Below are 24768 nucleotides of genomic sequence, written 5' to 3'. Positions count from 1 at the left end.
TTAAAAACAACAAAGCCGAATAAATTAACTTTATCCGGCTTTATTGTAGTTAAATATATCTAGGGTAGTTACACGCTAAATGCATTTATAAATAATATTAATCTTCAATATTATCAAGCCCTTTGGTGCCATCTTTTGGTTTGAGCTTATGATGAATGGCTGCTTTAATTAACATATACCCACTAATCGGTGCGGTAATTAATAAAAATATAGTAATAAGTACTTCTTTAACACTCACGCCATGTTCGGTATTTGCAAAGTACACCATAGCGGCAGTTAAAATGTTCGCCATACCTAGGGTAGTTGCTTTAGTTGGGCCATGTAAGCGCATAAAAAAATCAGGCAGTTTAACTAAGCCTATTGAGCCAATTAAAATAAACACGCCACCTAGTAATAATAATATTGATACTATCCATTCACTGATCATTGCTATACCTTATTCGATTATATCGCCGCGAAGTAAATACTTACATAATGCTACTGTGCTTATAAAGCCAAGCATTGCAATTAATAAAGCCGCTTCAAAGTACAACCCCGTGCTCATACTTATACTGTATAAAATAATCAGCGCAATCACGTTTATATACATAGTATCGAGCGCTAAAATACGATCGGGAACCGATGGACCAATTACCAAACGCCATAAATTTAATAGTAGCGCTAATCCAATCATGCTAAATACAATTAATAATACGGTTTCTAACATTGAAATATCTCCTTTAAGGGAGCCTCATAACGCTCTTTTATTTGTTTAATAAGTGCTTGCTCGTCTTTAAGATCAAGTACATGAATAAGCAAATAACGCTGTTTTGGTTGCTCACCTTTATTAAGTGATTCTAAAATAGGATATACCTCAGCGCTCACAGTGCCAGGTGTGAGTGACACGCAGCTTGCCAAAATAGTAATCGGCATTTCATGGGTTAAATCTACGGGTACTTTAACAAATGCTGGGCGCATGTTTTTACTTGGCCCAAGTATTAATACAGCCACTTGTAAGTTGGCCACTATTATATCGTACAGTACAATAAAAACTTGTTTAAAGGCTAATCCGGGCCTTAAAATTAATGGCTGAGGATCGCGAAACGATATAGTAAATAACGGAATAACAATCGCAAATATAGCCGCTAATACCAAGTGCCCTGCAGACACACTATTATTTAATAACAGCCATACTATAAATAAAAATACACTACGAAATGGCGTAGGTAACAATCTAAAACGTGCTTTTAGTCGCATTAAACACCTCCTTTAAGCACGGCATTAATACCACCACTTATGTCGTGTAATTGGGTTGCGGCCTTTATGGTGTACTCACTAATAGCACCACCAAAAACAACTAGCATTACTGAGCAAATAAGTAACCCCACAATAGCAATTACTTGCAATGGATGCGCGTTTGGTGCGTCATTTGGCTCACTACCTGTGTACTTACCTTCCCAAAACAAACTAGTTCCGGCGCGTGCTAGTGCAATAATTAACACTAAACTGGTAATTAAGTAAGCAGGCCAAAATACAAGTGCATTTTCACTATTGAGTGTTGTTTTTAAAATCCAAATTTTGCCTACAAAGCCTGAAAATGGCGGCATGCCTATTACAGTTAATGCTGCAATAATAAATAACGTACCTAATAAAAACGGCTGTTTTACCACTCTACCTGCTACCAATCTGTCGCCAACTTTACCGCGTTGAATAGAAATTATATCGGCGAGTAAAAATAAAGCAGCACATACCAAAGTTGAGTGTACTAAATAATATAGCAAGGCCGCCGTAGCGTTTATGTTTTGTAACGACACTAAAGCCACCAAAGTACCCACCGACACCAGTACTAAATTGGCAGTGATCTTACGTAAATCCTGAGCGGCTAATACCCCTATGGCCCCTACAACTATCGTTGCAATTGCTAAGCCCCATAACCAAGTTTGCGCCATGTGTTCAAGTTCGCCAGCTTGCTCACCAAACATAACGGTATAAACGCGTAGCATGGCGTACACACCAACTTTGGTCATAATTGCAAATAGCGCAGCAACAACTGGGGCGGCACTTGAATAGGTATTTGGTAACCATAAATGTAGTGGCAACAACGCACTTTTTAAAGCAAATACTACTAATAACAATAGTCCACCGGCTTTAGCTAAATAAACATCGTCGCCAGTAAGTAAAGATATTTTTTGCGCCATATCGGCAATATTTAGCGTGCCTAGTACACCGTATAAAATACCTAAACCAATTAAAAACGCACTCGAACCTACTAAGTTTAAAATAACATAGTGCAATGCAGCTTTAGTTTTTTGCTTGCCACCACCGTGCATAAGCAAGGCATAAGAGGCAATAAGCAGCACTTCAAAAAATACAAATACGTTAAATAAATCGCCAGTTAAAAATGCACCATTTACACCTAAAATTAAAAAGTGAATTAGTGGATGAAAAAAACTGCCGTGTTCATCATCGCCTGCACATCCGTACAGCACAACCATTACGCCTAAAAATGAAGTAAGTGTTACCAACAAGCTAGAGAGCATATCTGCAACAAGTACAATACCAAATGGTGCTGACCAGTTACCTATTGCGTATACGTTAATACCTTCGTTGTGTACGGTTATCAGTAATAAAACACTCACTACAAATGTAATAATGGCCATTACGCCTGAAGCCAAACGACGGGCAAATAAGTTTTTACCACACGGTGGTAATAGTAAAATAATAGCTGCTAGCATAGGCAGCAATACAGGAAGCGATGTTAAATGCTGAATCATTTTTTCACCTTGTACTTACTTTTAACAAGGTGACCATCAACATGGTCATTACCTAAATCTGCACGGCCACGTATTGCTAATATAACCACAAAGGCGGTCATTGCAAAACCAATTACAATGGCTGTTAACACTAAAGCTTGCGGCAGTGGATCGGCGTAATCTGCACCTGTACCTAATACAACAGCTTTATTTGTGGTTAGTCGACCCGATGAAAATAAAAACAAGTTAACTGCGTAAGAAATCATAGTTAGACCAAGCACAACCGGAAAAGTACGTGCTCTTAGCAGTAAAAACACACCGCAACTAATTAATACACCCACGCACGACGCGTATAATAACTCCATTAAACATCACCTTCTTTTTGCTCTGCACTTGTGGTCATATCACCTAAGCTTGCTAATATCATCAATGTGGCACCCACTACGGTTAAGTACACACCAAGGTCAAATACAATGGCACTTGCTAACTCTGTTTTACCAATAAATGGAATGTCAAAATAGTCAAACCACGTGGTTAAAAATGGCTTATCAAAAAACCAGCTACCCACACCCGTGAACATAGCAATAGCGATACCCGAGGCAATAATTTTTCGGTAATTAACATCAAAGCGCTCACTGATCCAAGTAGAGCCATGTGCCATATACTGCAAAATAAAGGCAATAGAAGTAACAAGCCCGGCAATGAAGCCGCCGCCAGGTAAATTATGACCACGTAAGAAAATATACGCCGACACTAACAGTGCAAGCGGGAGTAAGCTTTGCGAAATACTGGCTAATAAAATAGGGTGGCGCTCGCGTGCCCATGAACGGCCATCACTGTCGGTTGCAGGCATAAACAATGGAATTCGCGATAAAAGCTTAAAAATCCCTAGTGCTGCAATACCTAATACAGTAATTTCGCCAAGCGTATCAAAGCCCCTAAAATCAACTAAAATAACGTTAACTACATTGGTACCGCCACCACCGGTTTTGGCATTGGCAATAAAAAAGTCAGAAATAGAATCAAGCGGACGAGTAAGCAAAGCGTAACAAATACTGGCTATAACCACGCCCACTGTCGAGGCAATACTTAAATCACGTAATATACGCAATGAGCTTGATTCTCTTGGGGTGCTTTGCGGTAAGAAAAACAATGCCAACATAAGTAGTATTATTGTTGCCACTTCTACCGTTAATTGCGTTAAGGCTAAGTCTGGTGCCGAAAAGCGGGTAAACACCACAGCTACCATTAATCCCACAATAGATACCATTAACAAAGCGACCATACGCGATCTATGGCTTATCACTGTGGCAATGGCACCTACAATTAACAAGCTAGCACCTATGCCGTTGTGTAAATCAACCGGTGTATTTGGCACACTTCCCGCTAATTTTTGCATTTCGAATAACGGCCAACCAGCAGCTAATAAAATAACGCCCAGCATAATAAATACATAGCGTTGCAGTGAGCCATTTTCTGTTTTGTTTATTTTATCTTGGCTCCAATCAATAACGCATTGTACTAAATGATCAAACATTTTTTTAGCGTTTAGCGGCGGTAACGACGCTTGAAATTGAAACAGGTGTTTACGGTTAACATAAATAAATAAGCCGCCAGCAACTGCCATGGCACTCATTAATAACGGTAAATTAAAGCCATGCCAAATGCTCAGCTGATACTCTGGCATTGCTTTGCCCAGTACTGCTAATGAGGCTGCCGATAAAATACCATCAACTACAAAGTGCGGAAACATGCCAACAAGTAAACACAACACCACTAATATTTCGATGGGTACGCGCATATAACGAGGCGGCTCGTGTGGCGTACGCGGTAAATCTATTGGGTCGCCATTAAAAAATACATCGTGGATAAAGCGCGCCGAATAAGCCACGGCAAATGCCCCCGCAATGGTTGCTAAAACCGGGATTAACCACGACATAGAGCCAAGTACTTGCTGATGCAGTGTTTCGGCAAAAAACATTTCTTTTGAAATAAAGCCATTAAGCAAAGGGACACCCGCCATTGCTGCAGCGGCAACCATAGCAAGCGTTGCTGTGTAGGGCATAAAGCGCCACATACCATTGAGTTTACGCATATCGCGCGTACCTGTTTCATGGTCAATAATACCAGTGGCCATAAACAGTGACGCTTTAAAGGTGGCGTGATTAATAATATGAAAAATAGCGGCAACAGTAGCAAGTTCGGTATCTAGGCCAAGCAATAGCGTAATTAAACCTAAATGACTTATAGTTGAATACGCTAATAAACCTTTTAAATCATGCTTAAATAAAGCCACGTATGCGCCAAATAACAAAGTAATTAAACCTGTTAAGGCAACTAATATAAACCACATTTCGGTGCCCGCTAAGGCCGGATAAAAACGCGCTAACAAAAAGATACCCGCTTTAACCATGGTCGCCGAATGTAAATAGGCGCTCACAGGTGTTGGCGCTGCCATGGCATGAGGTAGCCAAAAATGAAACGGAAATTGGGCCGATTTAGTAAATGCACCTAATAACACTAAAACCAGTGCAAGCTCATATAGATCGTGCGATTGAATAATTGCTCTGCTGGCTAAAATTATGTCTAGGTTATAACTGCCAACAATGTCGCCAATTATCAGTAACCCACCAAGCAGCACTAAACCACCGGCTCCGGTAACTGTAAGCGCCATACGTGCGCCCTTGCGCGCCTCTGACTTATGCCACCAATAACTAATTAATAAAAACGAACTTATACTGGTTAATTCCCAAAACACCCATAGCTGAATAACATTATTAGACATAACAATGCCAAGCATTGCTGTCATAAATAACATTAAGTAGCTATATAGCTTTGCCATTGAGTCGTTATTACTTAAATAATAACGAGAATATAAAATAACCAATAAGCCTATGCCCAAAATCATAAATATAAACAGTAAACTTAGACCGTCTAAGCGCAGGGAGAAATCGAGCCCTAAACTTGGGATCCAAGCAGCACTAAAGCGAATAGTTTCACCGGCAAGTACCGCAGGCGCATGATATAGAGTTATGCAAAGTGCGATTAATGGTGCAAGCATAGTTAAGCTTGTCGCTTGGTTTCGCGTTAGTTTGCCTGTAAATGCAGAAATAACACTGCCAATTAAGGATAGCAGGGGTATCCAGAGCAAAGTCATAGTAAAGGACCTTTTAAAATCATAAATTTATCAATACGCTATTCGTTATAGTTAATTACCAAAGTGACTTGGGCATTAGCTTTTGTGGTCTGCTTTTTTAACAGCATTAATACGTATAGTTATACTGATAAACGCCGTTTTTGTCTATAGAAAGCGCCTCTAGCTGCATAATTATCAAGCAAATTTATATATAAATTAATGCAACAATATCAACTATGTTCGCTTTTCATACGCCTTAGAGCAAAGACTTTAAAATTTAGCGTGGCGTTATTGAGCGTTCCATGAAGGAGTTAAAACGAGGAAACACTGTAAAATGGGTATTTATGTGTGCTTGCCACAACGCTCTGTATTGCGCTGAGAGAGCTAACTGCTGATATTGCATAATAGACCAAGCTTCACTGGGCTTATAAGCCACGGCCCCTTGCTGGCAGCTCTGGCTTTTATACCAACCTACTGGTGGGGTAGCTTCGCTATTTGCTAAAAACAAATTAGGTGCCACAAAACCACTTTGTGCACACAGCCAAGCTTGCTTCGTTTTTGGTAGCGCGTATTCATCCTCAAAACCATTAAAGTGCATTAACTCATGTAAAAACACTTGGTAACCTGCTTTTGAATTTAATTGCATAATGCCACTGCGCACATTTGCACTTCCCTGCTTGGGCATCATTACTATAAAGTCAAAATCAGTAGGAAGCTGTTTTTTTAGCCTAGCGGTTTGCCAATCGCACTGCGCCATTTTATTTGCTGCACTACTACAATTAATAGCACCGCCAACATAAATCGGTTGCGATAAACAAAAAACCCCAGCACTGGGCTCAGGGCGCTTATTGTATTGCTTTATAAGTTTAGCGAGCTTATATAACCCGCTACGGTGATCGCTCATCATTAACACGTTAAACAAACATTGTTCATCCGCTTTAACCTCTGAACTCAATGATAAAAAACCAAGGCGCTGCATAAACGCTGTGGGCAGGCTGCTATAAGGCTGAGTTGTTTGCAGTTTAAGATGATTTAATGCATCTCCCTCAGGCAATAACCCCTGCTTTGCCAATAATTTAAGATCGCCCCATTGAGATTGAGCTAATAACTCCATCGCTAATGCTTGGCGTTTTGACTCACTCATAGTATGGGTGTTTTTTTGCCAAAATAACTTTGCAGTATCGGTATGGTTATTTTTTAATAATTTAAGTGAATATCTATATTGCGCGGCAGGTATTTTATTTCGCGCTAATGAAGCGAGCGCAATATCAGGGAGTTGCTGTAAATGCAGAGAAAAATAATCAGGAAATAGCCAATAACTTTGTATTATATTGGCCTTGGCATTTAAAACTTGCCAAAAGCCAATACTGTTAGCATGATTACTCGAGCCACTAATTAATAGGCTACATAGTAATACTACCGCTAGTTTATAACGCTTAGCTTTCGTCAACACCTGTCATCAGCTCAAGTTCTAATCGCGCATATTTATATTCAATAAACTCATGCACGTTGGTAGCCAGTGCCAGCTTAAAATAATCAGCGGCTAAATTAATATTACCTGCTGCTTGATGCGATTTTGCCAAATAAAAGTAAGCCTCGCATAATCGCTGTGCGTATTCTTGCTCTGATTTAACCCCATCACTAATAACAGATAAAAAATCATGTTCGCTAATATCGCCCAGGTAAAGCGCAATTAACTGATACGCCCATTGCGATTCATCAAGTGCTTTAGCATTGGTTTTAAGCACACTAAGTGCTTTAACTTTATCATCCTGTGCTTGCGCTAAAAAAAGCCATAACACACGGTAAGGATCGTTTGGAGAGCGCGCTAAAAACTCATTAAAATCGTTTTGTGCAAGCTCTGCTCTGTCGCCATAGTACAGTGCAATACCACGATTTAAATACGCATATTCATGTTCTTCGTTAAGCTCAAGGGCTGAATCAAAAAGTTCATAGGCTTTTTCATACTGCTGCATTAAGGTATGTTGAATACCTAAAAAATTATACACCTCGGCTAAATCTGGTTTTAATTTAACAGCACGATTAAAGTCAATTCGCGACAACGTGGTCATGCCTAAACTGTCAAATAATACACCCCGATCATAATAAAGTTTTGCTTGTTGCTCAGGGCTTAGATCTACTCTATTTAGTAGCTCTGAATAACGTGCAATTGCAATTTCACTTCTAAAATCAGAGGCGAGAGGCGCAGTAAAAGGCACATTAACAATCGGCATTGACTCAGCTTTTGAAGTGCTTTGGCACGCGCTTAAAGACAAAATAGTAAAAGATGCCAAGGCTAAATGTTTGAGTGTCATTAAAATCCTTAATACCAAGGTAAGTAGCAAATAAATAAGACATGCGATGTCTAGTAAGGTTCATATTAACTGCGTTTAGCTAATAAATTATTTAACGCTTTAAAATAATGATATCCGTTCAACTTAAGCGCTTAAAATAATTAACTTTAAATTCAATTGCTATAAGCAGTTAGTTTCATTAAAGCATAAAAAAAGGGGCTAAACAGCCCCTTTTTATGTTATCCAGTAAATATAACCGGATTAAGTATTAGCAATTATGCGTCAGTTGGCGCATCAGCTGCAGGTGCTGCAGATTCCATTGCTTCTTTAATACTTAGACGTACACGGCCTTGGCGGTCTACTTCTAGTACTTTAACTTTAACTTCTTGACCTTCAGAAAGGTGATCAGTCACGTTATTAACACGCTCAGTACTAATTTGCGAAATATGTACTAGACCATCTTTACCAGGAAGAATATTTACAAACGCACCAAAATCAACAATACGTACAACTTTACCTTCGTAAATAGTACCTACTTCAAGCTCAGCAGTTAATTGCTCAATGCGGCTAATTGCATTTGCTGCGCTTTCGCCGTCAGTTGCTGCAATTTTGATTGTGCCATCATCACCGATTTCAATCGTTGTGCCAGTTTCTTCAGTAAGTTGACGAATTGTTGCGCCACCTTTACCAATAACTTCAGCGATTTTCTTCTGTGGGATCTTCATAGTATAAATACGTGGAGCAAACTGAGAAAGCTCTTCAGACGGTGCAGAAATTGCTTTGTCCATCACTTCTAAGATATGTAAACGTGCAGCTTTTGCTTGTTTAAGCGCAATTTGCATGATTTCTTGAGTGATACCTTCAATCTTAATGTCCATTTGTAGTGCTGTAATACCGCCAGCAGTACCCGCAACTTTAAAGTCCATGTCGCCTAAGTGATCTTCATCACCTAAGATGTCAGAAAGTACAACAAACTTATCGTCTTCTTTAACTAGACCCATTGCGATACCCGCAACAGACGCTTTAATTGGTACACCAGCATTCATAAGTGCAAGTGAAGTACCACACACAGAAGCCATTGAAGATGAACCGTTTGATTCAGTGATTTCAGATACTACACGGATTGAATATGGGAATTCAGTCAATGTTGGCATTACTGCTGCAATACCACGCTTAGCAAGGTTACCATGGCCGATTTCACGACGCTTAGGAGAACCAACAAAACCAGTTTCGCCTACACAAAATGGAGGGAAGTTGTAGTTAAGCATAAAGTGGTTTTTGTGCGTGCCAGTTAAATCGTCGATTAACTGTGAATCACGCTCTGTACCAAGTGTAGCTGTTACAAGTGCTTGAGTTTCGCCACGAGTAAAGATAGCAGAACCGTGAGTACGCGGTAATACGCCAGTCATTACGTCAAGTGCACGAATCATATCTGGTTCACGACCATCGATACGCTTTTCGCCAGCAGCGATACGGCCACGAACGATTTTCTTCTCAAGTGAACCGAAGATTTTACCAATTTCTTGCTTATCTAAAGACTCGCCTTCAGCAAGTTCGCTTGTTAATACAGCAACAACTTCATCTTTAGCTACGCCAAGTGCTTCTTTACGCGCTACTTTATCTGTAATGCGGTAAGCTTCGCCCACTTTATCAGCAGCAATAGACGCTACTTTCTCTTCAAGTGATACGTTTTTAGCTGGTGCAGTCCAATCCCAAGTAGGCTTGCCTGCTTCTGCTTTAAATTCTTTAATTGCTGTAATGATCGCTTGAGCTTGCTCATGGCCATAAACAACCGCACCTAGCATAATGTCTTCTGCAAGTACGTCTGCTTCTGACTCAACCATTAATACTGCGTTATCAGTACCAGCAACAACTAAGTCTAGCTTGCTTTCTTCTAGCTCTTTTAGTGTTGGGTTAAGTACGTATTCGCCCTCGATGTAACCAACGCGAGTAGCACCAATTGGACCACTGAACGGAATACCAGAGATAGCAAGTGCAGCTGAAGTACCAATTAACGCAACCATATCAGGTTGAATTTCAGGGTTAACAGAAACAACAGTAGCAATAACTTGTACTTCGTTTACAAAACCACTTGGGAAAAGTGGACGAATTGGACGGTCAATAAGACGTGCAATAAGTGTTTCGCCATCGTTAGGACGACCTTCGCGCTTTAAGAAACCACCAGGGATACGACCAGCAGCGTACATACGCTCTTGGTAGTTAACTGTTAGTGGGAAAAAGTCTTGGCCAGGTTGCGCTTCACGTTTACCAACAACAGTAACAAGTACTGAAGTGTCGCCAATGCTTGCAAGTACAGCGCCGTCTGCTTGACGAGCGATTGCACCAGTTTCTAGTGTCACTGTGTGTTGACCTAGTTGAAATTCTTTAATAATTGCTTGCACTTAAAATATTCCTTAAATGTTTTAAAATGTTTTTAAGTTGTCATCTAAGTACCAATTACAGTACATAATTGTATTTATTTTAAAATCAATTAAGTACTACAATTGGCGATGACGTAAATAAACGTAACTAAACCTTTTTAGCTACGCGCATAGTATATACCAAAGCGCCGTTAGAATGCGAGTCTAGCTATTAGATAAAAGCTAAGCCTTATGAAGGCTAAAAATGACGACCTTTGCTTACCTATTAAATAGAGGTTTTATTTTATAATTTAAGGTGTTTATAAAACGTCGTGCTGAATTTTAGGCACAAAAAAAGGAGCTAAAAAGCTCCTTTTTTGATAATCAAGTGCTTAGCGACGTAGGCCAAGTTCTTTGATTAACGCAGTATAACGCGTGATGTCTTTACCTTTAAGGTAATCAAGCAATTTACGACGTTGGCTAACTTTGCGAAGCAGACCACGACGTGAATGGAAGTCATGCTTGTGATCAGCAAAGTGACCTTGAAGCTTGTTGATATCAAAAGTAAGTAATGCTACTTGTACTTCAGGTGAACCAGTGTCGCCTTCAGCACGTGCGAATTTAGCAATGATATCGATTTTTTCTTGATTGCTTAGTGACATAATAACTCCAAAAATTAAATTTAAAAGGTGCTTTAGCCGATCACTAATTCAGCCAAAACGATTAAGCGGGCGTATTCTACCAATTGTACAAATAACTACAAGTTAATTATCCCATCAATATAAATAAGCTGCTGAAAATATTTAAAGCAACTATTTATTCGGGTTTTACATAATCATCTTGTTGGCTGGCCAAGCCACGTTTAACTTTTAAATGGCCGCTGGCATTACGCTCGCCTGTACCAATAAAAATACCGTCAGCTACAACCTTAATTGCGCCTTCAGGCAAATCTATATCAAGGTCTATTGCTTGGCCGTGACTAAAAATACTGCCCTGCTCTTTACTTATCTCAACAACCGGTAAATCAACTAAAGCTGTATCGAGTGGCAATAACAACGCGTCTAAATAAGTAGAAGGTGCAACTTCTTCGTCTTTAGCTTTTGCTAATAACGCTTCAATTTCATCTAGCGACACCATTTTTTCTGCAGGATATTGACCAACCGCAGTGCGGTGCAGCATAACAACGTGTGCGCCACAACCTAGCTTTTCACCTAAGTCGTCAACAATAGTACGAATGTAGGTGCCTTTAGATACATGCGCCGTCATTTGTATTACGTTATTCACTTCATCAAATTCGTCAAACGTTAAGCTAAACACGTTTATTTTTCTGCATTTACGTGGTACTTCAATACCCTCGCGTGCATACTTATATAAAGGCCTACCTTGATACTTAAGCGCCGAGTACATTGACGGGTACTGATCTGACTCACCAACAAAAGCGGCAATTTCTTTAATCAGTTGTTCACGCGTTACATTTACATCTTTAGTGCTAACAATTTCACCATCAGAATCTGATGTCGTTGTTCTCTCGCCTAATTTAGCGCGTACCACATAGGTTTTGTCTGTATCGAGTAAAAACTGTGTAAACTTGGTTGCCTCACCAAAGCAAATAGGCAGCATACCGGTTGCCAATGGATCTAGCGCACCTGTGTGCCCCGCCTTTTGTGCAAAGTACACACCTTTTGTTTGCTGTAGTGCTTTATTTGATGAAATGCCAATTGGTTTGTTTAACAACAAAATACCGTCAACTGGACGGCCTTTACTGCGCTTTGCCATCTGTATTAGTGCCTTCTTCGCTATCTGTATCAATATCTACGTGCTTAGTCTCATCTTCGCTGTTAGTTACGTCATCTTCATGATCAGTGCTGTCTTCAACATCTGTTTCATCTGCAACATGTTTAGCGTTGTCTTCGCGAATAATGGAATCAACTAAGTTAGATATACGCATACCTTCCATTAGTGAGTTATCAACTAAAAACTTTAACTCAGGCATAATACGTGCACGAATACGCTTACCTAGTAACGAGCGGATATAACCGGTCGCTTCGTTAAGTACGTTTGCACTTTGCTTCGCTGCATTATCATCTTGCGTATTAAATACCGTAATGAATATTTTCGCATAAGATAAATCGCGCGATACTTCTACCGCTGACACTGTCACCATACCTAAGCGTGGATCTTTTATTTCGCGTTGTAAAATTACCGCAATTTCTTTTTGAATTTGCTGAGCAACACGATCTGTACGAGAAAATTCTCTCATTGCATTTGTCCTAAAATCATAACCTATTGGAATATAATAATAAGTTAATTAAATAATGGATACACAAATGGGGGCTAAGCCCCCATTTATTAGTCTAGCTAGCTAACAATTAAAGAGTACGTTGTATTTCAACTGTTTCAAATACTTCAATTTGGTCGCCAACACGAACGTCATTGTAGTTCTTAACGCCGATACCACATTCCATGCCGTTACGAACATCAGCAACATCGTCTTTAAAGCGACGAAGTGACTCAAGTTCACCTTCGTAGATAACCACGTTATCACGAAGTACACGAATTGGAGCGCTACGTTTAATAACACCTTCAGTAACCATACAACCAGCAATTGCGCCAATTTTTGGAGACTTAAACACGTCACGAACCTGAGCAAGACCAATAATCTCTTGCTTAAATTCTGGTGCCAACATACCCGACATTGCTTGTTTAACTTCGTCAATCAAGCTGTAGATTACGCTGTAGTAACGCAAGTCTAAGTTTTCAGACTCAATTACTTTACGAGCAGAAGCATCAGCACGAACGTTAAAGCCAACCACAATTGCGTTAGACGCTGCAGCAAGTGTTGCATCAGTTTCGGTAATACCACCAACACCTGAACCTACTATCTTCACTTTCACTTCATCAGTAGAGAGTTTAGTTAGTGAATCAGAAATTGCTTCGATTGAACCTTGAACGTCAGCTTTAAGTACCACGTTAACTTCAGACACATCGCCCTCAGTCATATGACTAAACATGTTTTCAAGCTTAGCTTTTTGTTGACGCGCTAGTTTAACATCACGGAATTTACCTTGACGATATAAAGCAACTTCACGCGCTTTACGCTCATCTTTAACTACAGTTGCTTCGTCGCCTGCAGCCGGAATACCAGAAAGACCTAAAATTTCTACAGGAATAGAAGGACCCGCAGACTTAATGTCTTTACCGTTTTCATCGCGCATTGCACGAATACGACCATACTCAAGACCACATAATACAATGTCACCTTGGTTAAGCGTACCCGATTGAACAAGTATCGATGCAACTGGACCACGGCCTTTATCTAAGCGTGATTCAATAACAACACCTGCAGCCATACCAACAGTTGGAGCCGTAAGTTCTAGTAGTTCAGATTGGTTTAATACCGCTTCTAAAAGCTCATCAATACCTAAACCTGTTTTTGCAGAGATATGAACGTACTGCGTATCGCCGCCCCATTCTTCAGGAATAACGTCAAGCTGAGCTAGCTCGTTCTTAACGCGATCTGGGTCTACGCCTTCTTTATCCATTTTGTTTACAGCAATGATTAAAGGAACGCCAGCAGCACGTGCATGCTGTACCGCTTCTTTAGTTTGTGGCATAACACCATCATCAGCTGCAACCACTAAGATTACGATATCAGTCGCTTGAGCACCACGAGCACGCATTGAAGTAAATGCGGCGTGACCCGGAGTATCTAAGAAAGTGATCATGTTGCCATTAACATCAACATGGTATGCACCAATGTGCTGTGTAATACCACCGGCTTCGCCTGAGGCTACTTTAGCTGAACGAATGTAATCAAGTGTAGATGTTTTACCATGGTCAACGTGACCCATAACAGTTACAACTGGTGCACGTGGCTCAGACTTACCATCTTCATGGCGATCGTTTAGTACTTTTTGCTCTAATTCGTTTTCTTTAACAATGATAACTTTGTGGCCCATTTCTTCTGCAACAAGTTGTGCAGCTTCTTGGTCAATCACTTGGTTAATAGTAACCATGTCGCCCATTTTCATCATTGTTTTTACAACTTCAGCGCCTTTAACAGCCATGCGTGACGCAAGCTCTGCAACTGTAATTGTTTCGCTAATACGCACTTCATTTTTAACATCAGCAGTTGGTTTTGTAAAACCATGCTGTAGCGATGTAGGTGCTTTTAACTTGCCTTTATTACGGCCTTTAGACGCTGCAAATTTATCTTTTGCTGGCGCTTTTTTCTTTTTCTTCGCACGGCGTGTGCCTTGCTCATCACGAGCATCAGCAACATCTTCTGCTTCACGTGCGTAAGTAGAAGTTGTAAGGTGGTGATCAGATGTTTCTTCACGCTTCTTACGCTCTTCTTCTTCTTTCTTCCAGCGTGCTGAGTTCTCTTCAGCTAGCTTTCTTGCTTCTTCTGCTTGACGTTTCGCTTCTTCTTCAGCTTTCTTCAATGCGGCCTCTTCTGCTTCTTTTTGCAGACGCTCAGCTTCGATGCGATCTTTCTCAGACTTAGCACTTTGCTCTGGGGTCATCTGCTTTTGTTTCGCTTTACGCTCTGCATCAGCTTTGCGTTTAGCTTCTTCTTTAGCTTTACGATCAGCGTCTTCTTTCGCTTTACGTTCTGCCTCTTGTTTCGCTTTCAATTCTGCGGCTTCTTGTGCAGCTTTTTGCTGCTCTTCAAGGCGCAGTTTTTCTTCAGCGGCTAGGCGTAGCTCTTCTTGCTCTTGCTCCATTGCGCTTTTCTTCACGTAGGTACGTGTTTTGCGAACTTCAACTTGAACAGACTTTGCTTTGCCCGTTGAGCCAGTCACACTTAATGTGCTTTTGCTCTTACGTTGCAATGTCATACGCGCTGGGCCATCTGAACCTGTGCCGCCATGCTGCTTGCTTAAGTGATCAAGTAACGTCGCTTTTTCAGCTTCGGTTACGCTTTCGCCTGCTTGCTTGGTAATACCGGCTTGTGAAAACTGCTGTAGCAATTTATCAACAGTTGTACCTATATCACCGGCTAGTTTTTCAACATTTACTTCTGCCATAGTCTCTAATACCTCCGTTAATAAATTACTCGTCTGCAAACCAACAAATGTTACGTGCAGCCATAATCAGTTCACCTGCTTTTTCAGGTGATAGTTCTGTAATATCCACTAATTCATCAATACCTTGCTCAGCTAAGTCTTCAAGTGTAATTACACCCTTGCTTGCCATAACAAATGCTAAATGACGTTCTAAGCCTTCAAGCGCAAGTAAGTCTTCAGCTGGCTCTGCGCCATCTAAGCTTTCTTCCGTTTTAAGTGCTTTAGTGGTTAATGCGTCTTTTGCACGTGAGCGCAATAGATCAACCGTTTCTTCATCTAAGCCATCAATTTCTAAAAATTCAGATGCCGGTACATACGCAACTTCTTCAAGTGACGAGAAACCTTCGTTAATTAATAATGAAGCAAATTCATCATCAATTTCTAAATTTTCAGTAAATAAGTTAAGTAACTTATCTGACTCAGCTTCGTTTTTGCTACGCATGTCTTCAACAGTCATTACGTTTAGTTCCCAGCCAGTTAATTGGCTAGCTAAACGAACGTTTTGACCATTACGACCAATAGCTTGTGCTAGGTTATCAGCTTCTACAGCGATATCCATTGAGTGCGTATCTTCATCCATTACGATTGAAGCTACTTCTGCAGGTGCCATTGCGTTAATAACAAATTGTGCTGGGTTATCATCGTAAAGTACGATATCAACACGCTCACCGCCAAGTTCTGACGATACAGCTTGAACACGTGCGCCACGCATACCTACACAAGCACCAATTGGGTCAATACGTTTGTCGTTAGACTTAACCGCAATTTTAGCGCGCGAACCTGGATCACGTGCAGCGGCACGTAATTCAATCATTTCTTCGCCGATTTCTGGCACCTCAATGCGGAACAATTCCATTAGCATTTCAGGCTTAGAACGCGTTACAAATAATTGTGCGCCACGTGCTTCTGGCTTAACTTCGTATAGAAGACCGCGAATACGATCGCCTGGGCGGAAGTTTTCACGCGGTAGCATGTCGTCACGGTAAATTACCGCTTCAGCATTATTACCTAAATCAAGAACGATCGCGTCACGAGTGGCTTTTTTAACCACACCCGTTACTAACTCACCTTCTTTACTTTTGTATTCTTCTACAACTAAAGCACGCTCAGCTTCACGTACTTTTTGTACGATAACTTGCTTAGCCATTTGGGTTGTAATACGGTCAAATTTAATTGAGTCAATTTGCTCTTCAACGAAGTCACCCATTTGCAAGTCAGGTTCTTCAACTTGCGCTGCTTCTAGGGTAATTTCGCTGTATGGGTTCTCTAAAGACCCATCTTCTAATACTGCAGCAATCTGCCAGCGACGGTAAGTATCGTAGTCACCTGTTTTACGGTCAATTGCTACACGTACGTCGATGTCACCACCGTGCTTTTTCTTTGTTGCTGTTGCTAGAGCGAACTCTAAAGCTTCAAAAATCTTTTCTTTTGGAACCGCTTTCTCATTGGAGACGGCTTCAGCAACCAATAATATCTCTTTTGCCATGGGTTATGCCTCGCTTGCCCTATTCCTTTGCGCTCGAATTAAAACTTTGCAATTATGTTCGCACGCTCAATGTTGCTAAGCATAATTAAATGCTCTGTACCATCACTAGATAGTGTAATCATATCGCTAGTAACTGCTATTAAATCGCCTTTAAAATTACGACGACCGTCTTGTGGAAGTTTAGTACGTAATTGTACTTCCTCTCCTTGCGCCTGCTCGTAGTGATCTTGTTTGAATAATAGACGATCAACACCAGGAGACGATACTTCCAAATCATATTCATTTGTAATTGGGTCTTCGACATCTAAAATCGCACTTATTTGGCGACTCGCATCTGCACAATTATCAACTGAGATCCCAGCCTCATGAGTAATATAAACTCTTAAGGTAGAATGGCGACCCGCTTGTACAAACTCAAGACCATGTAATTCAAAACCTAACATTTCTACCGCTGGCGTTAACATAGCTACTAAATCTTGTTCAAGTTTTGTCACGAAAATCCTCCATACAAACAAAAAAAGGGCTTATAGCCCTAAAATATTGAGTTTAAATTTTGATTTGATCACCATGTCACAAATCAAACAGTGCAGATACAACAACGCCCCGAACCAAGCGGGGCGTCACACCAAAAAGCACAAAACTGTGTGGCCTAGGGCCAAGCTTGGTTGCGAGTCAAAAATCTGACTAAATTAAACTACAGTAGCTTAAACGCAAAACGCGCATTACTTAGAATGCGCGATATAAATTAGTAAGATTAAACCCACTATTATGATTGGTTGCGGGAGCCGGATTTGAACCGACGACCTTCGGGTTATGAGCCCGACGAGCTACCAGACTGCTCCATCCCGCGCCAATAGATACTAAACTTAATAATTTAATATCGCTGTTAGTAATATCTTTCAACATACTAAACAATGGCGGGTATTATAAGTATGTACGCCGTAATTAGCAACCATAATAAGTAATAAGTTTATAAAAAAAGTGACACCAAATAGCGTGTTTATAATTTAACGCGTAATTATTTAATTTTGTCAATTTTTGCACTTATTATCCAAATTTAGGAATTTTTAAATCTATGTTTTTATAAAGTAAGCGATCTTGATGTAATAATTTTGCGTATTAAATTTATTTGGCTTAGGCATGACACACTTTAATACTCTTAGACTCATTTTGGGCGATCAGCTCAACCCTGCTCACTCATGGTATAAAGATAAAAAAACCAATACCTTGTATGTTATTGCAGAGCTAAAACAAGAAACCAGCTATGTTAAGCACCATATTCAAAAAATCTGTGCATTTTTTTGCGCTATGGAAAACTTTGCAACAGCATTAAACCAAGCCGGATTTAATGTACTGCATTTAACATTAAACGAAACCTGTAATGATGAAGATTTACCCGCATTGCTTACCCGTATAGCAGCGCAACATCAATGCAATACTATTGAGTACCAATACCCAGACGAATATAGATTAAAAACCCAGTTAGCCCACTTTGCAAACACCAGCCCATTAACGGTTAGCGGTGTTGACAGCGAGCATTTTTTACTACCCTTTGAGGAAATAAAACACCGCTTTATAAAAGATAAACACATAACAATGGAGCATTTTTATCGCGCAATGCGCAAACAATTTAATATATTAATGGATAGCAACAAACCACACGGTGGAAAGTGGAACTTTGATAGTAATAACAGAAATAAATTTTCAACCGCCGACTTAGCGCAAATCCCGCCACCTAAATTATTTAATAACGATGTAAGCGCTATAATTGCGCGTTTAAATAAACATAATGTTAGCTACTTTGGTAAAGCCGCAGAACAACTCCCTTGGCCCACAACCCGAAAACAAGCCATTAGCTGCTTAGATTATTTTTGTTGGTATTTACTGCCTCATTTTGGCCAGTTTCAAGATGCAATGACAGAGCAAGGTAAACATAACAATAGCCTGTACCATAGCCGCTTATCGTTTGCTTTGAATGCAAAGTTAATACACCCACTGTATGTAATAAAGCGTGTAATAGCCCAATACGAACAACGCCCTAATGATATTTCTATTGCACAAGTAGAGGGGTTTGTTAGGCAAATACTGGGCTGGAGAGAGTACGTACGCGCAATTTACTGGATTAACATGCCAGATTACGCAACTAAAAATCAGCTTAAAGCCAAAAATACATTACCGCCGTATTTTTGGCATGCTAAAACTAAAATGAACTGCATGCACCATGCGCTCTGTGAAAGCTTAACGACTGCATACGCCCATCATATTCAGCGTCTTATGGTTATTGGTAATTTTTGTTTATTAACGGCTATAAACCCAGATGAGGTTGATGCTTGGTATTTGGGTGTTTATATAGATGCTATTGAATGGGTAGAAATGCCCAATACTCGGGGTATGAGCCAATTTGCCGATGACGGAATTATTGCAACCAAACCTTATGCGGCAAGCGGTAACTATATTAATAAAATGAGCGACTACTGCAAAAACTGCCACTATAAAGTAAAACAAAAAGTGGGTGATGACGCCTGCCCGTTTAATAGCCTTTACTGGCATTTTATGCACACGCACAGAGCAAAGTTAGAAAAAAACCCACGCATTGGCATGGTGTATAAAAACTGGGATAAACAAGAGAATACGTTACAGCAAAGTACATTACAGCAAGCAACTTACTATTTGAACAATCTGGAAAGCCTGTAACTTTTAACTTTTTATCAGAACAGCAAAAAGCCGCTAAAAAGCGGCTTTACGGGGATAATCAAAAACTAAGCTTATTTAAATTACTTGCCTTCTATAAGGCTACCACTGCCTATTTCAATTTTGCGTGGCTTAAGTGCTTCTGGTATTTCGCGTTCAAGGTTAATGCTCAATAAGCCATTTGCTAAATCGGCACCAAGTACTTTTACGTGATCCCCCAGCTGAAATTTACGCTCAAAGTTGCGCTCTGCAATACCTTGATGAATAAATTTACGCTCACTCGCTTGCTCTTTACCCGTTTTAATACCTGCAACAACTAGTGTGTTGTTTTCTGATTCTATGCTCAGCTCGCTTTCGCTAAAACCAGCAACCGCCATAGTGATTCTATATTTGTCTTTATCGAGCGCTTCGATATTGTAAGGAGGAAAGCTTGGCTGCTTATCTGAACTTGCTGCCGCATCCATTAAAGACGCTAAATGATCGAAACCGATGAATGAACGATAAAGGGGTGATAAATCTACTGTACGCATAATAATATCCTCATATTTAAGCGATATTTCAGTTGTGCTTTTCTAATGAACAAACACAAATGAAGTTTAATTAATAATATAAATTTCAATTACTTCTGTTTAACAAGGACCCATCAGGCGTCCTCTACTTATCTATATATGGACGTTAAAATTGTTTTCAAGCAAATAACAAATAATTTTTTAAATTCGCTCTTTTAAAATACACAACAAGGTCGTTAAACATAAATTACAATGGTAAAAATACCGCCTCAAGCGAGGCGGCTAAAACAGTGGAAAATATTTAAAGTGAATTACTTATCTTCGAGCAAATCATTGCCACCTATTGCTATTTTGCGCGGTTTTAACGCTTCAGGTATTTCACGTTGTAAATCTATGCTGAGTAAACCATGGGCTAAGTCAGCAGCGATAACTCTTACATGATCTCCTAACTGAAACTTACGCTCAAAATTGCGATCTGCAATGCCTTGGTGAATAAATTTACGCTCTTTACTATCGTCTTTACTTTGTTTAACCCCGCTAACTTTTAGGGTGTTATTTTCTGACTCGATTGTCAGTTCGCTATTGCTAAAACCAGCAACTGCCATAGTAATTCGGTATTTGTCTTTATCGAGCGCTTCGATATTGTAAGGAGGAAAGCTTGGCTGCTTATCTGAACTTGCTGCCGCATCCATTAAAGACGCTAAATGATCGAAACCGATGAATGAACGATAAAGGGGTGATAAATCTACTGTACGCATAATAATATCCTCATATTTAAGCGATATTTCAGTTGTGCTTTTCTAATGAACAAACACAAATGAAGTTTAATTAATAATATAAATTTCAATTACTTCTGTTTAACAAGGACCCATCAGGCGTCCTCTACTTATCTATATATGGACGTTAAAATTGTTTTCAAGCAAATAACAAATAATTTTTTAAATTTACTCTTTTAAAATACACAACAAGGTCGTTAAACATAAATTACAATGGTAAAAATACCGCCTCAAGCGAGGCGGCTAAAACAGTGGAAAATATTTAAAGTGAATTACTTATCTTCGAGCAAATCATTGCCACCGATTGCTATTTTGCGCGGTTTTAACGCTTCAGGTATTTCACGTTGTAAATCTATGCTGAGTAAACCATGGGCTAAATCAGCAGCGATAACTCTGACGTGATCTCCTAACTGAAACTTACGCTCAAAATTGCGATCTGCAATGCCTTGGTGAATAAATTTACGCTCTTTACTATCGTCTTTACTTTGTTTAACCCCGCTAACTTTTAGGGTGTTATTTTCTGACTCGATTGTCAGTTCGCTATTGCTAAAACCAGCAACCGCCATAGTGATTCTATATTTGTCTTTATCGAGCGCTTCGATATTGTAAGGAGGAAAGCTTGGCTGCTTATCTGAACTCGCTGCCGCATCCATTAAAGACGCTAAATGATCGAAACCGATGAATGAACGATAAAGGGGTGATAAATCTACTGTACGCATAATAATATCCTCATATTTAAGCGATATTTCAGTTGTGCTTTTCTAGTGAACAAACACAAATGAAGTTTAATTAATAATATAAATTTCAATTACTTCTGTTTAACAAGGACCCATCAGGCGTCCTCTACTTATCTATATATGGACTGCAAAAGTGTTTTCAAGATGATTTTTCAAAAAATTATTTATTTTACTTTTAACACCACATTAAGCGCCCAATAACAGTAGCGATTATTTAAAAACGCTGATCCCTAAGGCATATCAATAAAAGCGAACAGCTTAATCGCTTGTTTGCTCTTTAATATTTAACTCAATTGGTTACACTAGTAGCAATTTAATTGAGGAGTTCACTATGTTAACTGTAATTTTTGGTCGTGAAGGCTGCCCATTTTGTGTTCGTGCTAAAGACGTAGCAGAACAACTATCAAATGAACGTGATGATTTTAAATTTCGCTATATCGACATTATTAAAGAAGGCATAAGTAAAGAAGATCTTGAAAAGTCTGCCGGCAAACCTTGCCCAACAGTGCCGCAAATCTTTGTAGACCAAAAACACATTGGTGGTTTTACAGAGTTTGAGGCCTACGCCAAAGAGAATCTTGGACTTTATCAATAAGTTCTGTATCAAATATGTTAACCAGTTAAGTAATCTAGTTACTTAGCTGGTTAAATTTCGACCAACATCAATCACCTATAAATTAGTTGTAATTTCTACAAGCATTTACCGCATTTATCCTTTATAATGCGCGCCTCTTTAAATTCGTTGAGGCGTATTAATGTCAGAACCAGTCACGTTTGAATCTCTAAATCTTTCTCCTGCAATTTTGAAGGCAGTTGAAGAGTTGGGTTACAAGACACCATCTGAAATCCAAGCTCAATGTATACCGTTATTGCTAGAAAGAAAGGACGTACTGGGACTAGCTCAAACGGGTACAGGTAAAACCGCAGCATTTGCACTACCACTATTAAATAATATTGACCCGTCTGTGAAACAGCCACAGATCCTTGTACTCACACCAACCCGTGAGCTTGCGATCCAAGTTGCTGAGGCATTTGAACAATATGCTAAACATGTTCGTGGTATTGAAGTATTGGCACTTTATGGTGGCCAAAGCTACAGTATCCAACTAAGTGCACTTCGTCGTGGCGCGCAAGTTATCGTAGCTACTCCAGGTCGCTTAATCGATCATATTAACCGTGGCACTATCAAGTTTGATGCTCTACAAGCACTTGTACTTGATGAAGCCGATGAAATGTTACGCATGGGCTTTATCGATGATGTAGAAAGCATCATGGAAAAAACACCGCGCGAAAAGCAAACATGTCTTTTCTCTGCGACCATGCCTAAGCAAATTCAAAACATCAGCAGCAAGTATATGAACAATCCTGAACAGGTTCATATCTCTGCGCGTAACTCAACTGTATCATCAGTAGAGCAAGTGTTTTGGAATGCAAGCATTCATAAAAATAAAGCCATTGTTCGCTTTTTAGAAGCTGAGCAATATGAAGGCGCTATTGTTTTCGTACGTACGCGTAACGATACAGTACAACTTGCTGAATTATTAGAGCGTGAAGGTTTCTCTGCCGCTCCACTTAACGGTGACATGAACCAGCAAGCACGTGAACGCACAGTAGAGCGCTTAAAAAGCGGCATGCTAAATGTTGTTATTGCAACAGACGTAGCGGCACGTGGTCTAGATGTTGACCGTTTAAGTTTAGTTATCAACTACGATATTCCACAAGATTCTGAAGCCTACGTTCACCGTATCGGCCGTACAGGTCGTGCTGGTCGTACTGGTAAAGCAATCTTATTCGTAAAACATAACGAACGTTATTTACTTAAAAATATCATTCGTCATACGAATTCAGATATTGCACAAGTTGAATTACCAACAGCTAAAATTGTTGAAGAAAAACGTATCGAAGCGTTACAAGCCAAGTTAACACTTGCTCTTGAAAACAAAGATATTACTTTCTTTAATGAAGTAGCAGCAAACATGGCTCAAAAGCTTGAACTTTCTGCTGAAGACCTTGCTGGTGCGTTACTGTGTTTAGCACAGCAACAATCACCAATTAAGGTTGAAGAAGTTAAGATTCAACCTCGCGAACGTAACGAGCGCAATGATCGTAACCCACGTAGCAATGACCGTGGTGATCGTGGTCGTCGTAACGAACGTGGCGGTGAACGTGGTGGCGAGCGCGCTGAACGTAAACCTCGTGAGCGTAACAGCCGTGATGCAGGTCCTATGGATACATACCGTATCGAAGTAGGTCGTGAACATGGTGTTCAGGTTAAGAACATTGTTGGCGCTATTGCTAACGAAGCTGACATTTCAAGCAAGTTTATTGGTGATATTCGTCTACACGATAATCACAGCACGGTTCAATTACCGAAAAACATGCCTAAAGATGTACTTGATCATTTCCAAAAAGTGTTTATTTGTAAACGTCCTATGGGCTTAACAATCACTGCTGATCAAGGTCCTGCTGAGCCACGTGGCGAACGCTCTGAGCGTCCAGCTGGCGGCGAAAAACGCAGCTTTAATAAAGATGACAGCGCACGCGGTGATAAGCGCAGCGGTCCTCGTAAAGAACGTCGCCCAGTAAGCTTTACAACGCCGAAATAAGCAACGACTCTTTAATAAAAACCTTGCCACGTAAGTGAGCAAGGTTTTTTTGTGTCTAAAATAAAGCTCTAGGCTCTAGGCTCTAGGCTCTAGGCTCTAGGCTCTAGGCTCTAGGCTCTAGGCAAAAAATAATATTCCCCTGAGAAAATAAACCCGATATTTTATTTCTACCTCACAGCTAAATTCTCGCCTGCACACCCCTTTCTTATCTGCACTGCTCTATTACTTCTCTAAAGCGCAGTGTCTCCTATCCTCTTGGTGAATAACTCACTTAAAAGCATTTAAACAAAGAGCAGACAATCAGCAGTAAATGAGGAAGGCAATGCCATAGTAACTTTTAGCATTACTTTTATTAAGGTTACTTTATTCGGG

General features: G+C 40.0%; 21 protein-coding genes and 1 tRNA gene. 3 read left to right on the top strand and 19 right to left on the bottom strand.

Annotated features, from left to right (window positions below; genetic code table 11):
* Positions 1 to 97 precede the first annotated feature (97 nt).
* The 16 genes from AAEZ22_RS06145 to AAEZ22_RS06070 all read right to left on the bottom strand — a co-directional run bounded on the left by AAEZ22_RS06145 (position 98) and on the right by AAEZ22_RS06070 (position 17927).
* Complete coding sequence (locus AAEZ22_RS06145; protein WP_011327698.1) at positions 98 to 427, bottom strand: Na+/H+ antiporter subunit G; 330 nt, start codon at positions 425 to 427, stop codon at positions 98 to 100.
* 9 nt (positions 428 to 436) lie between these two features.
* Positions 437 to 706, bottom strand: a complete 270-nt coding sequence (locus AAEZ22_RS06140; RefSeq protein ID WP_011327697.1) for a K+/H+ antiporter subunit F — start codon at positions 704 to 706, stop codon at positions 437 to 439.
* On the bottom strand, positions 700 to 1236 hold the full coding sequence (locus AAEZ22_RS06135; RefSeq protein ID WP_011327696.1) for a Na+/H+ antiporter subunit E: 537 nt from the start codon (positions 1234 to 1236) through the stop codon (positions 700 to 702). Before AAEZ22_RS06135 ends, AAEZ22_RS06140 begins: the two co-directional genes overlap by 7 nt.
* The gene (locus AAEZ22_RS06130; protein WP_011327695.1) at positions 1236 to 2753 is read right to left on the bottom strand and encodes a monovalent cation/H+ antiporter subunit D; all 1518 of its coding nucleotides are present in this window, start codon (positions 2751 to 2753) and stop codon (positions 1236 to 1238) included. Before AAEZ22_RS06130 ends, AAEZ22_RS06135 begins: the two co-directional genes overlap by 1 nt.
* Positions 2750 to 3097, bottom strand: coding sequence for a Na+/H+ antiporter subunit C (locus tag AAEZ22_RS06125; protein ID WP_011327694.1), 348 nt, complete (start codon positions 3095 to 3097; stop codon positions 2750 to 2752). The genes AAEZ22_RS06130 and AAEZ22_RS06125 overlap by 4 nt, the downstream gene beginning before the upstream one ends.
* Positions 3097 to 5889, bottom strand: a complete 2793-nt coding sequence (locus AAEZ22_RS06120) for a monovalent cation/H+ antiporter subunit A (protein WP_352296566.1) — start codon at positions 5887 to 5889, stop codon at positions 3097 to 3099. The genes AAEZ22_RS06125 and AAEZ22_RS06120 overlap by 1 nt, the downstream gene beginning before the upstream one ends.
* 256 nt (positions 5890 to 6145) lie before the next feature.
* On the bottom strand, positions 6146 to 7321 hold the full coding sequence (locus AAEZ22_RS06115; RefSeq protein WP_086998332.1) for a hypothetical protein: 1176 nt from the start codon (positions 7319 to 7321) through the stop codon (positions 6146 to 6148).
* Positions 7305 to 8183, bottom strand: a complete 879-nt coding sequence (gene nlpI / locus AAEZ22_RS06110; RefSeq protein ID WP_011327691.1) for a lipoprotein NlpI — start codon at positions 8181 to 8183, stop codon at positions 7305 to 7307. The genes AAEZ22_RS06115 and nlpI overlap by 17 nt, the downstream gene beginning before the upstream one ends.
* A 254-nt stretch (positions 8184 to 8437) precedes the next feature.
* Positions 8438 to 10564 (bottom strand): polyribonucleotide nucleotidyltransferase, encoded by a 2127-nt coding sequence (pnp, locus tag AAEZ22_RS06105; RefSeq protein WP_182678866.1) that lies wholly within the window; start codon positions 10562 to 10564, stop codon positions 8438 to 8440.
* A 350-nt stretch (positions 10565 to 10914) separates the two neighbouring features.
* Positions 10915 to 11184: a 30S ribosomal protein S15 gene (rpsO, locus tag AAEZ22_RS06100; protein WP_011327689.1), complete on the bottom strand. Its 270-nt coding sequence runs from the start codon at positions 11182 to 11184 to the stop codon at positions 10915 to 10917.
* A gap of 154 nt (positions 11185 to 11338) precedes the next feature.
* Positions 11339 to 12298 carry a tRNA pseudouridine(55) synthase TruB gene (truB, locus tag AAEZ22_RS06095; RefSeq protein ID WP_011327688.1) on the bottom strand — a complete coding sequence of 320 codons (960 nt, stop codon included), beginning with the start codon at positions 12296 to 12298 and terminating at the stop codon, positions 11339 to 11341.
* On the bottom strand, positions 12282 to 12782 hold the full coding sequence (gene rbfA, locus AAEZ22_RS06090; RefSeq protein ID WP_011327687.1) for a 30S ribosome-binding factor RbfA: 501 nt from the start codon (positions 12780 to 12782) through the stop codon (positions 12282 to 12284). Before rbfA ends, truB begins: the two co-directional genes overlap by 17 nt.
* A gap of 109 nt (positions 12783 to 12891) precedes the next feature.
* Complete coding sequence (gene infB / locus AAEZ22_RS06085; RefSeq protein ID WP_011327686.1) at positions 12892 to 15552, bottom strand: translation initiation factor IF-2; 2661 nt, start codon at positions 15550 to 15552, stop codon at positions 12892 to 12894.
* Positions 15553 to 15577: 25 nt separating this feature from the next.
* A complete protein-coding gene (nusA, locus tag AAEZ22_RS06080; RefSeq protein ID WP_011327685.1) occupies positions 15578 to 17077 on the bottom strand; it encodes a transcription termination factor NusA in 1500 nt (499 codons plus the stop codon).
* Between the two features lie 38 nt (positions 17078 to 17115).
* Positions 17116 to 17571 (bottom strand): ribosome maturation factor RimP, encoded by a 456-nt coding sequence (rimP, locus tag AAEZ22_RS06075; protein ID WP_041454374.1) that lies wholly within the window; start codon positions 17569 to 17571, stop codon positions 17116 to 17118.
* Positions 17572 to 17850: 279 nt separating this feature from the next.
* Positions 17851 to 17927: transfer RNA gene (locus AAEZ22_RS06070), tRNA-Met, on the bottom strand.
* Between the two features lie 290 nt (positions 17928 to 18217).
* Between AAEZ22_RS06070 and AAEZ22_RS06065 the strand changes: the two genes are divergently transcribed.
* Positions 18218 to 19771, top strand: a complete 1554-nt coding sequence (locus AAEZ22_RS06065) for a cryptochrome/photolyase family protein (protein WP_182678864.1) — start codon at positions 18218 to 18220, stop codon at positions 19769 to 19771.
* A gap of 80 nt (positions 19772 to 19851) precedes the next feature.
* Here the strand turns inward: AAEZ22_RS06065 and AAEZ22_RS06060 are convergent, their stop codons facing one another.
* The 3 genes from AAEZ22_RS06060 to AAEZ22_RS06050 form a co-directional block, all read right to left on the bottom strand.
* Complete coding sequence (locus AAEZ22_RS06060) at positions 19852 to 20298, bottom strand: Hsp20 family protein (protein ID WP_011327682.1); 447 nt, start codon at positions 20296 to 20298, stop codon at positions 19852 to 19854.
* A gap of 290 nt (positions 20299 to 20588) precedes the next feature.
* Positions 20589 to 21035: an Hsp20 family protein gene (locus AAEZ22_RS06055; protein ID WP_011327681.1), complete on the bottom strand. Its 447-nt coding sequence runs from the start codon at positions 21033 to 21035 to the stop codon at positions 20589 to 20591.
* Between the two features lie 290 nt (positions 21036 to 21325).
* Positions 21326 to 21772, bottom strand: a complete 447-nt coding sequence (locus tag AAEZ22_RS06050; protein WP_011327681.1) for an Hsp20 family protein — start codon at positions 21770 to 21772, stop codon at positions 21326 to 21328.
* Between the two features lie 349 nt (positions 21773 to 22121).
* Between AAEZ22_RS06050 and AAEZ22_RS06045 the strand changes: the two genes are divergently transcribed.
* A complete protein-coding gene (locus AAEZ22_RS06045; RefSeq protein WP_011327680.1) occupies positions 22122 to 22385 on the top strand; it encodes a GrxA family glutaredoxin in 264 nt (87 codons plus the stop codon).
* A gap of 160 nt (positions 22386 to 22545) precedes the next feature.
* Positions 22546 to 24396: a DEAD/DEAH box helicase gene (locus tag AAEZ22_RS06040; RefSeq protein WP_011327679.1), complete on the top strand. Its 1851-nt coding sequence runs from the start codon at positions 22546 to 22548 to the stop codon at positions 24394 to 24396.
* Positions 24397 to 24768: the final 372 nt, after the last annotated feature.

Origin of the sequence: Pseudoalteromonas sp. 20-MNA-CIBAN-0454 (genome assembly GCF_040308685.1) — a bacterium.
Taxonomy (GTDB): Bacteria; Pseudomonadota; Gammaproteobacteria; order Enterobacterales; family Alteromonadaceae; genus Pseudoalteromonas; species Pseudoalteromonas nigrifaciens.
The sequence above is the reverse complement of the archived record's forward strand: the minus strand, read 5'-3'. Positions and strand labels throughout refer to the sequence as shown.